The sequence below is a fragment of the Mycolicibacterium arabiense genome (assembly GCF_010731815.2).
In the GTDB taxonomy this organism is placed as follows: domain Bacteria; phylum Actinomycetota; class Actinomycetes; order Mycobacteriales; family Mycobacteriaceae; genus Mycobacterium; species Mycobacterium arabiense.
In genome coordinates this window covers 2,046,286-2,060,204 of the sequence record NZ_AP022593.1, presented here as the reverse complement: position 1 = coordinate 2,060,204, position 13,919 = coordinate 2,046,286, and the positions used below count along the sequence as shown (strand labels likewise).

The window sequence follows — 13,919 nt, the reverse complement described above, 5'->3', positions numbered from 1 at the left end:
TCGCATGAACCTACTCAAGGGCGCACTGCGGACCTACGCCTGGGGTTCGCGCACGGCGATCGCGGAGTTCACCGGAAGGCCCAGTCCCACACCGCATCCCGAGGCCGAACTGTGGCTGGGCGCGCACCCCGGTGACCCCGCCCGGCTGATGTCCGACGACGGCGAGACCTCACTGCTCGAGGTGATCTCGCGCGACGCCGAAGGGCAGCTGGGCGCGGCGACGCGCAACCGCTTCGGCGACGCGCTGCCGTTCCTCGCCAAGGTGCTCGCCGCCGACGAGCCGCTGTCGCTGCAGGCCCACCCGAGCGCCGCGCAGGCCGCCGAGGGCTACGCCAGGGAGGACCGGCTCGGGATCCCGATCAACGGGCCGGCCCGCAACTACCGCGACCGCAGCCACAAACCCGAGTTGATCGTGGCGCTCGGACCGTTCGAGGCGCTGGCGGGGTTCCGGCCTGCGGCGGGCAGCGTCGAACTCATGCAGGCGTTGAACGTTCCCGCACTCGACCCGTACATCGGCCTGCTGTCGGGCCAGTCCGACGCCGACGGGCTGCGCGCGCTGTTCACCACCTGGATCACTGCGCCGCAACCGCAGCTCGACGTGCTGGTGCCGACCGTCCTCGACGGCGCGGTGAACTACATCCGCTCGGGGCAGACGGCGTTCGCCGCCGAGGCGAAGACACTGCTCGAACTCGGCGAGCGCTACCCCGGTGACGCCGGTGTGCTCGCCGCGATGCTGCTCAACCGCATCAGCCTCAGCGAGGGCCAGGGCATCTTCCTGCCCGCGGGCAACCTGCACGCGTATCTGCACGGCATGGGCTTCGAGGTGATGGCCAACTCCGACAACGTCCTTCGCGGTGGGCTGACGCCCAAGCACGTCGACGTCCCCGAACTGCTGCGCGTGCTCGACTTCACGCCGAACGCGGAGGTCGTCATCGAGCCTCGGGTCGTCGGCGACGGGCTGGAACTGGTCTACGAGACTCCCGCACCGGAATTCGCGGTGTCGGTGCTGTCACTCGACGGTGAGTACCTGGGCCACGAAGTCGATGCGCCTGCCCGCCACGATGGGCCGCAGGTGTTGCTGTGCACAGAGGGATCGGTTGCCGTGCATGCGAAGTCGAACACCCTGACCCTCGAGCGCGGCGCGTCGGCGTGGGTCCCCGCCGACGACGGCCCCATCCGACTGGTCGCCGAGCGGCCGAGCAAGCTGTTCCGCGCGACCGTCGGGATCTAGGGCGCCGACACCCGGTCGCGCTGCGGCGCCGACCGCAAGGACCGGCGCTTCTCGGCGATCAACGCACCCATGTTGTGCCGGATCGTGCGGCCTAGCGTGCGGGCATCCGGGACCATGTAGAGGCTGTCCAGCAGGCTGAACCGACGCAGGAACCACTCGGCCAGATCGGCCTCCGTCTCCGCCGCACCGAGGAACTGGTCGAACAGCTTGCCCACCCTGATGTACCACCACGGCACGTGCTCGGCGGTGGCGTTGTGCAACGCCAGGTCGCCGACGGCGTTCATCGTCCACACCGGCCACGTCGTCTTCTTCGTCGCCCGGAACAGCCGCGCCGCTAGGTCCTGCTCGCCGGCCTCCAGCACCGCACGCAAGTTGCGGGCCTGGATCGACGTCATCGTCATGCCTTGGCCGTACGTCGGGTTGAAGCTCACCACGGCGTCGCCGAACGGGATGATGCCCGCCGGGAAGCGGTCCATCTTGTCGTAGCGTCGCCACCGGCTGGTCGGGTACTTGTGGAAGGCCATCTCGCCGATGGGCTCGCCGCTGCGCAGCGCCGCGCTGATGTGCGGCGGCAGCAGGGTGTCGGCGAGTTCGTAGATCTCGGCCAGGTTCTGCGGCGGCGGGACCTTGCCGGTCCCGAACGTCGTCACGCTCCAGTTACCGTCCTCGTAGAGGAGCATGCCGAGGCCGACGGGATGATCGTGCGACGCGCCGGCCACCACGACCTTCTCCTTGATGACGCCTTCGGGGATGTGCACCTGGTGCGTCGCGTAGTCGATGCCGACGTCGACGGTGTCCTCGGTCGGTCGGCCGAATCCCCACTGCTCCAACCAGACCGGCAACCGGGTTCCGCGGCCCGTCGCGTCGACCACCAGGTCGGCGGGTACCGCGCTGGACTCGTCGCCGGCTTGCAGCAGGACACCGGTCACGCGTTCCCGCGCCGGGTCGTACCGGGGTTCGGCGACGCTGGTCTTGACCAGCACGACGTTCGGGATCGCCAACGCGCGCTTGCGGATCTGCCACTCCAGGTGCGGCCGGCTCGGCACGTATGCGGTGAACTCGCGCTTCAGCGTCGTCTTCGTGCCAAGGACGTGGCCTGCGGCGCCGAAGTGGATGCAGTCGGGCCGGTTCTCCAGCATCGGCACGCCGGCGGCGACCATGTCGTCGAGCAAACCCGGGAACAGGTCCTCGAACTCGGCGGCCCCGCGTGCCATCAGCAGGTGGACGTGGCGGCCCTGCGGCACCGCGGTCCGGTTGGCAGGGCCGTCGGGAAGTTCGTCGCGTTCGTAGATGGTCACCCGGTCGTAGGTGTCCGACAGCACCCGAGCCGCGCAGAGTCCGGCGAGGCTGGCACCGATCACAATGGCCTGTTTGCCCATGACTGCGACGGTACTGGGTATGGTCCCCGTCACACGAACCATGGAGGAGCTCCGAATATGACGGATCGGTGGCGTATCAAGTCGGTCGAGCAGTCCATTGCCGACACCGACGAGCCGGATACCCGTCTACGCAAGGACCTCACGTGGCGTGACCTCACGGTCTTCGGGGTGTCGGTCGTCATCGGGGCCGGGATCTTCACGATCACCGCGTCGACGGCGGGCGATCTGACCGGCCCGGCGATCTCGATCTCGTTCGTGATCGCCGCCATCACCTGCGGGCTGGCGGCGCTCTGCTACGCCGAGTTCGCGTCGACGGTGCCGGTGGCCGGCAGCGCCTACACGTTCTCCTACGCCACCTTCGGCGAGTTCACGGCCTGGATCATCGGCTGGGACCTCATCCTCGAGTTCGCGGTCGCCGCGGCAGTGGTGGCGAAGGGCTGGTCGTCGTATCTGGGCACGGTCTTCGGCTTCTCCGGCGGCACGGTCGATCTCGGCCCCGTCACGCTGGACTGGGGCGCGCTGATCATCATCACCGTGCTGTGTCTGCTGCTGGCGCGAGGCACCAAGCTCTCGTCGAACTTCAGCGCTGTCGTCACCGCGATCAAGGTGACGGTGGTGCTGCTCGTGGTGATCGTCGGAGCGTTCTACGTCAAGGCGGCCAACTACAGCCCGTTCATCCCGCCTACGGAATCGAACGCCGACACCGGGTCGGGCATCGACCAGTCCGTGTTCTCGCTGATCACCGGCGCCGAGGGCAGTACCTACGGCTGGTACGGCCTGCTGGCGGGTGCGTCGATCGTGTTCTTCGCCTTCATCGGCTTCGACATCGTCGCCACCACCGCGGAGGAGACCAAGAACCCGCAGCGCGACGTGCCACGCGGCATCCTGTACTCGCTGGCGATCGTCACGTTCCTCTACGTCGCGGTGTCGGTCGTGCTGTCGGGCATGGTGCCCTACACCGATCTGACCGCCGGCCCCGATGGTCAGGCGAATCTGGCCACGGCGTTCACCGCCAACGGGGTCGACTGGGCGGCCACGATCATCTCGATCGGTGCTCTCGCGGGCCTCACCACCGTGGTGATGGTCCTGCTGCTGGGGCAGATCAGGGTGCTGTTCGCGATGTCCCGCGACGGTCTGCTGCCGCGTCAGCTGGCCAAGACCGGAACACACGGCACGCCAGTGCGGATCACGGTGGTGGTCGGCGTCGTCGTCGCGCTGGCCGCCTCGGTGTTCCCGGTCGAACGCCTCGAGGAGATGGTGAACGTCGGCACGCTGTTCGCGTTCGTCCTGGTCTCCGCCGGGGTCATCGTGCTGCGGCGGACGCGGCCCGACCTGCCGCGGGGCTTCCGTGCCCCGTTCGTGCCCGTGCTGCCGATCGTGTCGATCCTCGCCTGCCTCTGGCTGATGCTGAATCTGACCGGACTCACGTGGATCCGGTTCGGCATCTGGATGGTCATCGGCATCGTCATCTATCTGCTGTACGGCCGCAGGCACTCGCTGCTGGGCCGCCGCGAGGCCGCCCCCTCGCCCAGGTAAACCCCTTCCCGCGGGGCCGCGGCCCCACCTCCCGCCGAGACTGCTGGCAGATCGCATTTCACCTCGAAAACGCGATCTCTCAGCAGTCTCGGCGACGTCGTGGGCGCGCCTGCGTTTACAAAAACGGTCTCGGTGTCTAGACAGCCGACAAAACAGCTCCTATAGTCAACGCAGACAGTGATGGCTCTCACATGGAGGTGAACTAGCTGTGACTACGCAGATCGATCCGAATGCGAACGTCCCGGTGGAGCAGTGGCGCGACAAGAAGCGTTACCTGTGGCTGATGGGCTTGATCGTGCCGACCGCGGTGCTGGTGATGCTGCCGATCGTGTGGGCGCTCAACCAGCTCGGCTGGCACGCGGCGGCGCAGGTCCCGTTCTGGATCGGGCCGATCCTGGTGTACATCGTGCTGCCGCTGCTCGACCGGAAGTTCGGACCCGACGGCGAGAACCCGCCCGACGAGGTGGTCGCCCGGCTCGAGAACGACAAGTACTACCGCTGGTGCACCTACAGCTTCATCCCGTTCCAGTACCTCACCGTCGTCATCGGCGCCTACCTCTTCACGGCCTCGGACCTCGGCTGGCTCGGGTTCGACGGCTCACTGAGCTGGCCGGCGAAGATCGGTCTCGCACTGTCGGTCGGGATGATGGGCGGCGTCGGCATCAACACCGCGCACGAGCTGGGCCACAAGAAGGACTCGCTCGAGCGGTGGTTGTCGAAGATCACGCTGGCGCAGACCTGCTACGGGCACTTCTTCATCGAGCACAACCGCGGCCATCACGTCCGGGTTGCCACGCCGGGGGATCCCGCGTCGGCGCGGTTCGGTGAGACGTTCTGGGAGTTCCTGCCCCGCAGCGTGTGGGGCAGCCTCAAGTCGTCGTGGGAGCTGGAGGCGCAGCGGTTGCGCCGTCTCGACAAGAGCCCGTGGCACTGGTCGAACGACGTGCTGAACGCCTGGGCGATGTCGGTGGTGCTGTACGGCGCACTGATCGCGGTGTTCGGTCTCGCGCTGATCCCGTACGTGGTGATCTCCGCGGTGTTCGGGTTCGCGCTGCTGGAGACCGTGAACTACCTCGAGCACTATGGGCTGCTCCGGCAGAAGACCGCCAGCGGGCGGTACGAGCGCTGCGCGCCCCAGCACAGCTGGAACTCCGACCACCTGGTGACCAACCTGTTCCTCTACCACCTGCAGCGGCACAGCGATCACCACGCGAACCCGACGCGCCGCTACCAGACGCTGCGCAGCATGGAGGGCGCTCCAAACCTCCCCAGCGGGTACGCGTCGATGATCGGACTGACGTACTTCCCGCCGCTGTGGCGCAAGGTCATGGACCACCGCGTGCTGGCGCACTACGACGGCGACATCAGCCGCGTCAACGTCCACCCGCGGGTGCGGGACAAGGTGCTCGCCAAGTACGGCGATCAGAAGTGAGCGCCTACCGCTGCCCGGGTTGCGACTTCGTCTACGACGAGGCCAAAGGTGCTCCGCGCGAGGGATTTCCGGCCGGCACGTCGTGGGACCAGGTGCCCGACGACTGGGCCTGCCCGGATTGCGCGGTCCGCGAGAAGGTCGATTTCGAGGAAGTGAGCTGACATGGATTACAAGTTGTTCGTCTGCGTGCAATGCGGTTTCGAGTACGACGAGGAGAAGGGCTGGCCGGAGGACGGCATCGCGCCGGGCACCCGGTGGGACGACATCCCCGAGGACTGGAGCTGCCCGGATTGCGGTGCGGCCAAGTCCGACTTCGAGATGATCGAGGTCGCCAGGCCGTGAACGCGACGCGGCGGTGACGACGTCCCTGGCGCCCGAAACGGATACTGTCGCCCGTGTGAGTGCAGACCGTGACCGTCGTTCGGCCCAGAGGGTGCCGTACGCCGAGGCGTCCCGGGTGCTGCTGCGCGACTCGATCCTCGATGGCATGCGGGAGTTGTTGCTGTCCCGCGACTGGTCGTCGATCACGCTGTCGGACGTCGCCAAGGCGGCAGGCATCAGCAGGCAGACGATCTACAACGAGTTCGGGTCGCGACAGGGCCTCGCCGAGGGGTACGCCCTACGCCTGGCCGATCGCCTGGTCGACGCCGTGGACCACGCGATCGACGGAAACGTCGGAAACATACACACCGCGTTCCTCGAGGGTTTCCGGGCGTTCTTCGCCGAGTCCGCCTCCGACCCGTTGGTCATCTCGCTGCTGACCGGCGTGGCCAAGCCGGACCTGCTGCAGATCATCACCACCGACAGTGCGCCGATCATCACGCGCTGCTCGGAACGGCTGACGTCGACCTTCATGCACAGCTGGGTCCGCGCCAGCGAGGAGGACTCCGGCGTCCTCGCCCGCGCCATCGTGCGGTTGGCCATGAGCTACGTGTCGATGCCGCCGGAAGCCAATCACGACGTGGCGCGTGACCTGGCCAGATTGATGACACCGTTCGCCGAACGCTACGGTGTCATAGATACCCCTTAGCCGGCAGAGCGCTTCAGTCGCCTGTCCCGCGAGCCCGCAGGCCGAGGGTGTCTACTTGCTGTTGCCGTTGCACGCTTCCGCGCGCCCACGGCACGACTCACGAACAAAAGGGACATCTACATGACTGCACCAACATTGACCGCCGACGTACGCAACGGGATCGACTTCAAGGTGGCGGACCTCTCGCTGGCCGAGTTCGGTCGCAAGGAGATCCGTCTGGCCGAGCACGAGATGCCCGGTCTGATGGCGCTGCGCCGCGAGTACTCCGAGGTTCTGCCGCTCAAGGGCGCCCGGGTCTCCGGCTCGCTGCACATGACGATCCAGACCGCCGTGCTCATCGAGACGCTGGTGGCGCTCGGCGCCGAGGTCCGCTGGGCCTCCTGCAACATCTTCTCCACCCAGGACCACGCCGCTGCGGCGACGGTCGTCGGGCCGCACGGCACGCCCGAGGAGCCCAAGGGCGTCCCCGTGTTCGCGTGGAAGGGTGAGTCGCTCGAGGAGTACTGGTGGGCGGCCGAGCAGATGCTGACCTGGCCGAACGAGCCCGCGAACATGATCCTCGACGACGGCGGCGACGCCACCATGCTGGTGCTGCGCGGCGCACAGTTCGAGAAGGCCGGCGTCGTGCCCCCGGACGAGGAGGACGCGTCCGACGAGTACAAGGTGTTCCTGAACCTGCTGCGCAACCGGTTCGAGACCGACAAGGGCAAGTGGACCAAGATTGCCGATTCGGTCCAGGGCGTCACCGAGGAGACCACCACCGGCGTGCTGCGGCTCTACCAGTTCGCCGCCGCGGGTGACCTGGCGTTCCCGGCGATCAACGTCAACGACTCCGTCACCAAGAGCAAGTTCGACAACAAGTACGGCACCCGGCACTCGCTCATCGACGGCATCAACCGCGGCACCGACGTCCTCATCGGCGGCAAGGCAGCGCTGGTGTGCGGTTACGGCGACGTCGGCAAGGGCTGCGCCGAGGCGCTCAAGGCGCAGGGTGCGCGCGTCGCGGTCACCGAGATCGACCCCATCAACGCCCTGCAGGCGCTGATGGACGGCTTCGAGGTCAAGACCGTCGAAGAGGCCGTGGGCTGGGCCGACATCATCATCACCGCTACCGGCAACCAGGGCATCATCACCCTCGACCACATGCGGTCGATGAAGCACCAGGCCATCCTGGGCAACATCGGTCACTTCGACGACGAGATCGAGATGGCGCGCCTCGAGCGTGACCCGGACATCCGCCGGATCAACATCAAGCCGCAGGTCGACGAGTTCGTCTTCCCCGACGGCCATTCGATCATCGTGCTGTCCGAGGGTCGTCTGCTGAACCTGGGCAACGCGACCGGACACCCGTCGTTCGTGATGAGCAATAGCTTCTCGAACCAGGTCATCGCTCAGATCGAGCTGTGGACCAAGAACGACGAGTACGACAACGAGGTGTACCGCCTGGCCAAGCACCTCGACGAGAAGGTCGCGAAGATCCACGTCGAAGCACTCGGTGGGTCGCTGACCCGCCTCACCAAGGAGCAGGCCGAGTACATCGGCGTCGACGTCGAGGGCCCGTACAAGCCGGAGCACTACCGCTACTGATCGTCTCGCCGCAACACTGGCGAGCGCCGTCTCACAGAGAGCCCCTGGCACACATCGTGTGCCGGGGGCTTTCCGTTGTGTGGGTGAATCGACCATCGGATGCGGTCGAACCGACCTCGCGGTCCGGAATGATCATTAACATAGCGGTCAGTCGAGAGCCGGGGGAGACGTCGTGGACGCATACGAGAGTGCGCGCGCACTGCTGCGCAAGGAGATGACGGTCGCCGAGTGGATCGGTCTGGCGGTGATCGTCAACGCGCCGTACGCGATCCTCGGCGTGGCGTGGACACTGTTCCACGCCGACCGCTTCGCCGGGTTGACCGGCATCGGGCTGGTGGTGTCGGTCGTGGGCAGCGTGCTGGCGTGGCCGTTGCTCCTCGTCGGCGCCTGCGTGGTGTGACGACCCGTGTCCGTTGATCCCGTCGGCGACGAATCATACTCTGCCAGGCCAGATCTCACGCTGGAGCAGTGCCGCATCGCGATCGGTCGCCGCACCGCACGTTGGACGGACGACGATGTCACCGCGTCCGATGCCATGGACTTCTGGGCCTTCGCCGCCGGCGCCGCCAACGTCGTCATGCAGTTGGCCCGGCCGCAGGTCGGGTACGGCGTGGTCGAGAGTCGAGTCGAATCCGGCAACCTGCTCGTACACCCGTGGAAGCGGGCGCGCACGACGTTCCAGTACCTCGCAGTGGCACTGCTGGGTTCCGACGACGATCGCGTCGCGTTCAAGGCTGCGGTCGACGGCGTCCACCGGGAGGTGACGTCGACGACGGCGAGTCCGGTGCGCTACAGCGCGTTCGACCGCGAACTTCAGATGTGGGTCGCTGCATGCCTGTTCGTCGGCCTCGAGGACACCTATCAACTGCTCCGGGGGGTGATGACGCCCGAGCAGTCCGAGCAGTTCTATCTGTCGGCATGGCCGCTCGGCACCACGCTGCAGGTCACCGACGATCAGTGGCCGGCCACCCGTGCCCAGTTCGACGACTACTGGGTGGATGCCTGCCGACGCGTCACCGTCGACGCCGTCGTGCAGACGTATCTGCAGGACCTGCTGAACCTAGTGATGGTCAATCCCGTTCTGCGGCTATCGATGCGGCCGTTGCTGAAATTCCTCACCGCGGGTTTCCTCGCACCCGTGTTCCGCGATGCACTTGGGCTGGGCTGGGGGAGCGGACGGCAGTTCGTCTTCGAGCGGTTGTTCCTGACCGTCGCCTTCGCGAACCGATTCCTGCCGGAGTTCGTCCGCCAGGGCGGCAGTCTCCTCCTGCTGGCCGACGTGCGTCGCCGGATCCGTACCCACCGAAGATTGGTGTGACAGTTGAAGACTCGAGAAGCGCATCAGCCGGTCCGCAGCCGCGCGCGTCGACTCCTCGGCCGCAAGGTGAGCGTCGAGGCGATGGTCGAGTTCGGGTTGTGGCTGGCGATTCCGCACATCCTGATCGGTCTTGGCTACTCACTGCTTCGCTACGAGACCATCACCGCGCTCGAGAAGCAGTTGCAACCGCTGCTCCCCGCGGCCGCCGACCTCGTCGCGTTCGGGCTGGTCGCGTCGCTGTGGCCGCTGTTTGCCGTCGTCCCCGACCTGTGCTCGTAATTGGCAAAATGGTCACAACCTCGTTCGACGACAACGACTTTCACGGTTCAGAAGTCGAGCAATGGGACGAAGCCATTACATAAGCGGCGTGATTTGTTACGGTTCGGCCATCATGGGTCGGTTACTGGGGGTCGTCGTCGTCGCGCTGCTGTTCGGAACTCTGGGGGCACTGCCCTCGGCATACGCGGAGCCGGATCCGACCAACGACGTTCGTGACCCCAAGTACAACGAGGACGAGTACTTGGCGTTCTACACGCCGCCGGACCCGTTGCCGCCCGGCAGGCCGGGCGACGTGGTGCGCTCGGAGCCGTCGCGCCTGGTGCTCGAGCCGTCTGGTCAGCTCGGGGCGATCATGGCCACCGGCACCCGAATCATGTACCGCAGCACCGACGCCCGCGGCAATCCGATGGCGGTCACCGGAACCTACTTCGAACCGTTCAACGACTGGCCGGGGCAGGGTCCGCGGCCGCTGATCGTCTACGGCCCCGGCACCCAAGGGCAGGGCGACCAGTGCGCGCCGTCACGGCAGTTCAATCAGGGCATTCACTTCTCGCCGTATCTCGACATCGCGTTCAACTACGAGGAACTGTTCGTCGCGACCATGGTGGCGCGGGGCTTCGCGATCGTGATGACCGACTACCAGGGCCTCGGCACCCCGGGCCTGCATACCTACGTCAACCGCGTCGCGCAGGGCAACGCGATGCTCGACGCGGGCCGGGCGGCCATGCGCTTGCCGGAGACCTCGTTGAACCCGGATGGGCCGCTGGCGTTTTGGGGCTACTCCCAGGGCGGCGGCGCGGCAGCGTCGGCCGCAGAACTCGCGTCGTCCTACGCGCCGGAGCTGCACGTCGTCGGAACCTACGCGGGTGCGCCCCCGGCCGACCTGAAGGAACTGTTCCCCTACGCCGACGGCAGCGCGCTGGTGGGCGTGGTCGGATACGCGCTCAACTCGGTCATCACGACGTACCCGGAGTTCGCGCAGACGATCCGGGACAAGCTCACCCCGCGTGGCGCCGACATGCTGGCGAAGGTCCAGGATCAGTGCGTCGCCGAAACGGCCACCAAGTTCATGTTCCGGCACCTGCAGCCCTACTTCAACGACGACATCTTCGCGACAGTGGAGCAGGAGCCGTTCAAGACGCTGTTCGACATGCAGCGCATCGGCAAGCTCACGCCGAATGCGCCCGCGCTGATCCTCAGCAACCGATTCGACCCGCTGGTGCCGTGGACTGCCTCCAATCAACTCGGCCGTGACTGGTGCGGCCACGGCGCCGACGTCCAGTTCTGGACCAACGAACAGCCGCCGTTCCTCAACAAGGCCGTCGTCAACCACGCCCTGCCGATGCTGGTCGACGGCGAACGGGCCATGCAGTGGATTGCCGATCGGTTCAACGGTCTGCCGACGACGCCCAACTGCGGCCAGTTCTAGCGCGCGCCCTTCAACACCAGGTCCACTGCCGCTTCGATGACGTCGTCGTCGGGAAGCGCGCCGAACATCACCGTCGGGCAGGCCACCACGCCGGAGATCATCGAGGTGGCCGCCTGCAGTCTGGGCCCTTCGAACACCTGGCTCAGCATGGTGCGGATCGGCCGCTGGCCGTCACCGTTGATGCGGTCCCGGATTGCGGCCATGTCGTCGACTGAGGCCCACTGGGCCATTACCGACAGGATCTGGTCGAGCCGGAAGTCCGTCACGGCCTGCCGGAAGACGCGCAGTTCGCCGATGAGGTCGGCGCGCAGGTCGCCGGTGGGTTCCTGATGCGGGAACTCGCCCATCGCGTCGAGCGCCAGCATGATCAGCTCTACCCGCGAGGGCCAGTGGGTGTACAGCGTGGTCTTCGAATAACCGGCGATCTCGGCGACGTGCGCGTGGGTCAGCGCGTCGGCGCCCTCGCTGGTGAGGACTTGTAGGGCGGCGCGGGATACGTCGGCACGCGTACGGGCCACCCGGGCGTCCTGTCCTGAATCGGCCGATTCGGATCGGTCGGGAGGTGTCACGGGCCACCTCCTCGCCGTCGTGTGCACCGAATGGCACAAGCTACCTAATGGACGCTCTGTTCAATAATGACATGAATGTTCATAATTGGACGTTTAGCGCAGTATTGGACCGGGGATTCACGGCGCGGGATGCGGGTCGGGTGAGTGGGTTCGCGTCGCGTCAACCATCAGAAGACGCCATGCGTCGAGCGAAAGGCCATCAATGTCCGCAATCTTGTTCGGATCCATCAGCACCCTCGCCGACACCTCGGAACTCCAGCGCCGCGCGTTCAACGAAGCGTTCGCCAGCCACGGGCTGGACTGGGACTGGTCCCAGGACGACTACTCCGCCATGCTCGGCTCCAACGGCGGCGCCCAGCGAGTCGCGGACTATGCGGCGTCGCGCGGCCAGGACGTCGATTCGTCGGCCATCCACGCCACCAAGTCCGAGATCTTCCGCAAGCTGCTCAACGACGAGGACGTGGAACCGCGTCCCGGTGTCGTCCGCACCATGGAACGGGCCAAGCACGAGGGCTACAAGCTCGGACTGGTCACCACCACGTCGACCGAGAACGTGTCCGCGCTGCTCGCCGCCCTGCAGCGCAAGCTCAACGCGGACGCCTTCGACCTGGTGGTCGACAGCTCGTCGGTCGATCAGACCAAGCCCGACCCTGCGTCATACCTCTTCGCCCTCGAAGAGCTCGGCGAGGACGCTTCGAGCGCCGTCGCGATCGAGGACAACGTGGGTGGCGTGCAGGCCGCCGCGAACGCCGGCGTCACCTGTGTCGCCTTCCCCAACCAGAACACCTCCGGCGGTGACTTCAGCGCGGCCGCCGAGACCGTCGACGCGCTCGACGCCGACCGCATCGTCGAGCTGACCCGCGCCTGATCGCGGACCGACCAACCGAGACTAGGAGAACCCGATGAGCAACATGCAAGCTCGAGTGACGAGCAGCGACAGGGCGTTTCACGTCGAGGGCTACGAGAAGATCGAGTACGACCTCCTCTACGTCGACGGCATCTTCGCACCCGAGCAGGAGGCGCTGGCCGACTGCTACCGCCCGTACGGCCGGGTCCTGATGGTCGTCGACGAAAGCGTCTACGGCATCTACGGCGAGCAGATCCGCGCCTACTTCGATCATCACGGTCTCACGCTGACGGTCATCCCCGTGCAGATCCGCGAGACCGCGAAGTCGCTGGAGACGTTCGAGCGCATCGTCAGCGAGTTCGATGCCTACGGTCTGGTGCGCACCGAGCCCGTCCTGGTCGTCGGTGGCGGATTGACCACCGACGTCGCGGGTTTCGCGTGTGCGAGCTACCGGCGCAACACGCCCTACATTCGCATCCCGACCACGCTGATCGGTCTGATCGACGCCAGTGTGTCGATCAAGGTGGCCGTCAACCACGGCAAGCACAAGAACCGCCTCGGTGCCTACCACGCCTCGCAGAAGGTCTTCCTCGACTTCTCCTTTCTGCGCACGCTGCCGGAGGATCAGGTGCGCAACGGCATGGCCGAGTTGATCAAGATCGCCGTCGTCGGCAATGCCGAGATCTTCGGACTGCTGGAAAGCCACGGCGCAGATCTGCTGCGGACCCGGTTCGGCCACCTCGACGGCACCGAGGAACTGCGCCAGGTCGGTGACCGTCTCACCTATGAGGCCATCGCCACGATGCTGGACCTCGAGGCGCCGAACCTGCACGAGATCGACCTGGATCGGGTGATCGCATTCGGTCACACCTGGAGTCCCACGTTGGAACTCACGCCGCCGGCGCCGTTCTTCCACGGCCACGCGATCAACATCGACATGGCGTTGTCGACCACGCTCGCCGAGCAGCGTGGCCTCATCTCGGCCACGGACCGCGACCGGGTGCTCAACGTGATGAGTGCGCTCGGCCTGGCACTCGACAGTGACTACCTCACCGCCGGTCTGCTGGCCTCGGCCACCGACTCGATCCTGAAGACCCGCGACGGCATCCTCCGCGCCGCCGTGCCCGATCCGATCGGGAACTGCCGGTTCCTCAACGACGTCACCGTCGACGAACTCGCCGACACGTTGACGTTGCACAAGAAGCTGTGCCTCGAGTTCGATCGCGGCGGGGACGGTGTCGACATGTTCACACCGGCCACCCCCGCCGCCTCCCATGCCTGA

Annotated in this window: 15 protein-coding genes; 13 read left to right on the top strand and 2 right to left on the bottom strand. The window is 66.5% G+C overall.

The window, feature by feature from the left end; genetic code table 11:
* Positions 1 to 4 precede the first annotated feature (4 nt).
* The gene (manA, locus tag G6N61_RS11620; RefSeq protein WP_163918661.1) at positions 5 to 1,231 is read left to right on the top strand and encodes a mannose-6-phosphate isomerase, class I; all 1,227 of its coding nucleotides are present in this window, start codon (positions 5 to 7) and stop codon (positions 1,229 to 1,231) included.
* Here manA and G6N61_RS11615 read toward each other — a convergent pair.
* Positions 1,228 to 2,610, bottom strand: a complete 1,383-nt coding sequence (locus G6N61_RS11615) for an FAD-dependent oxidoreductase (protein WP_163918660.1) — start codon at positions 2,608 to 2,610, stop codon at positions 1,228 to 1,230. The two genes, manA and G6N61_RS11615, sit on opposite strands and share 4 nt — an antisense overlap.
* A 57-nt stretch (positions 2,611 to 2,667) precedes the next feature.
* Between G6N61_RS11615 and G6N61_RS11610 the strand changes: the two genes are divergently transcribed.
* The 10 genes from G6N61_RS11610 to G6N61_RS11565 all read left to right on the top strand — a co-directional run bounded on the left by G6N61_RS11610 (position 2,668) and on the right by G6N61_RS11565 (position 11,221).
* Entirely contained in the window at positions 2,668 to 4,146 is a 1,479-nt protein-coding gene (locus G6N61_RS11610) for an APC family permease (RefSeq protein ID WP_163918659.1), read from the top strand.
* Between the two features lie 208 nt (positions 4,147 to 4,354).
* On the top strand, positions 4,355 to 5,578 hold the full coding sequence (locus tag G6N61_RS11605; protein ID WP_163918658.1) for an alkane 1-monooxygenase: 1,224 nt from the start codon (positions 4,355 to 4,357) through the stop codon (positions 5,576 to 5,578).
* Positions 5,575 to 5,739, top strand: a complete 165-nt coding sequence (locus G6N61_RS11600; RefSeq protein WP_163918657.1) for a rubredoxin — start codon at positions 5,575 to 5,577, stop codon at positions 5,737 to 5,739. Before G6N61_RS11605 ends, G6N61_RS11600 begins: the two co-directional genes overlap by 4 nt.
* 1 nt (position 5,740) lies before the next feature.
* The gene (locus G6N61_RS11595) at positions 5,741 to 5,920 is read left to right on the top strand and encodes a rubredoxin (RefSeq protein ID WP_163918656.1); all 180 of its coding nucleotides are present in this window, start codon (positions 5,741 to 5,743) and stop codon (positions 5,918 to 5,920) included.
* A 55-nt stretch (positions 5,921 to 5,975) separates the two neighbouring features.
* Positions 5,976 to 6,608 (top strand): TetR family transcriptional regulator AlkX, encoded by a 633-nt coding sequence (gene alkX, locus G6N61_RS11590; protein WP_163918655.1) that lies wholly within the window; start codon positions 5,976 to 5,978, stop codon positions 6,606 to 6,608.
* Between the two features lie 120 nt (positions 6,609 to 6,728).
* The gene (gene ahcY / locus G6N61_RS11585) at positions 6,729 to 8,195 is read left to right on the top strand and encodes an adenosylhomocysteinase (RefSeq protein ID WP_163918654.1); all 1,467 of its coding nucleotides are present in this window, start codon (positions 6,729 to 6,731) and stop codon (positions 8,193 to 8,195) included.
* A 172-nt stretch (positions 8,196 to 8,367) separates the two neighbouring features.
* Positions 8,368 to 8,595 carry a hypothetical protein gene (locus G6N61_RS11580; RefSeq protein ID WP_235887497.1) on the top strand — a complete coding sequence of 76 codons (228 nt, stop codon included), beginning with the start codon at positions 8,368 to 8,370 and terminating at the stop codon, positions 8,593 to 8,595.
* A 60-nt stretch (positions 8,596 to 8,655) separates the two neighbouring features.
* Complete coding sequence (locus G6N61_RS11575; protein ID WP_163924763.1) at positions 8,656 to 9,513, top strand: oxygenase MpaB family protein; 858 nt, start codon at positions 8,656 to 8,658, stop codon at positions 9,511 to 9,513.
* Between the two features lie 3 nt (positions 9,514 to 9,516).
* Positions 9,517 to 9,792, top strand: a complete 276-nt coding sequence (locus G6N61_RS11570; RefSeq protein WP_235887496.1) for a hypothetical protein — start codon at positions 9,517 to 9,519, stop codon at positions 9,790 to 9,792.
* A 112-nt stretch (positions 9,793 to 9,904) separates the two neighbouring features.
* Positions 9,905 to 11,221 (top strand): lipase family protein, encoded by a 1,317-nt coding sequence (locus tag G6N61_RS11565; protein WP_163918653.1) that lies wholly within the window; start codon positions 9,905 to 9,907, stop codon positions 11,219 to 11,221.
* On the opposite strand, the gene G6N61_RS11560 is transcribed toward G6N61_RS11565, so the two are convergent.
* Entirely contained in the window at positions 11,218 to 11,790 is a 573-nt protein-coding gene (locus G6N61_RS11560) for a TetR/AcrR family transcriptional regulator (RefSeq protein ID WP_163918652.1), read from the bottom strand. The genes G6N61_RS11565 and G6N61_RS11560 overlap by 4 nt on opposite strands.
* A 202-nt stretch (positions 11,791 to 11,992) precedes the next feature.
* Between G6N61_RS11560 and G6N61_RS11555 the strand changes: the two genes are divergently transcribed.
* Both G6N61_RS11555 and G6N61_RS11550 read left to right on the top strand, forming a co-directional pair.
* On the top strand, positions 11,993 to 12,658 hold the full coding sequence (locus G6N61_RS11555) for an HAD family hydrolase (RefSeq protein WP_163918651.1): 666 nt from the start codon (positions 11,993 to 11,995) through the stop codon (positions 12,656 to 12,658).
* A 34-nt stretch (positions 12,659 to 12,692) separates the two neighbouring features.
* Complete coding sequence (locus G6N61_RS11550) at positions 12,693 to 13,919, top strand: sedoheptulose 7-phosphate cyclase (RefSeq protein ID WP_163918650.1); 1,227 nt, start codon at positions 12,693 to 12,695, stop codon at positions 13,917 to 13,919.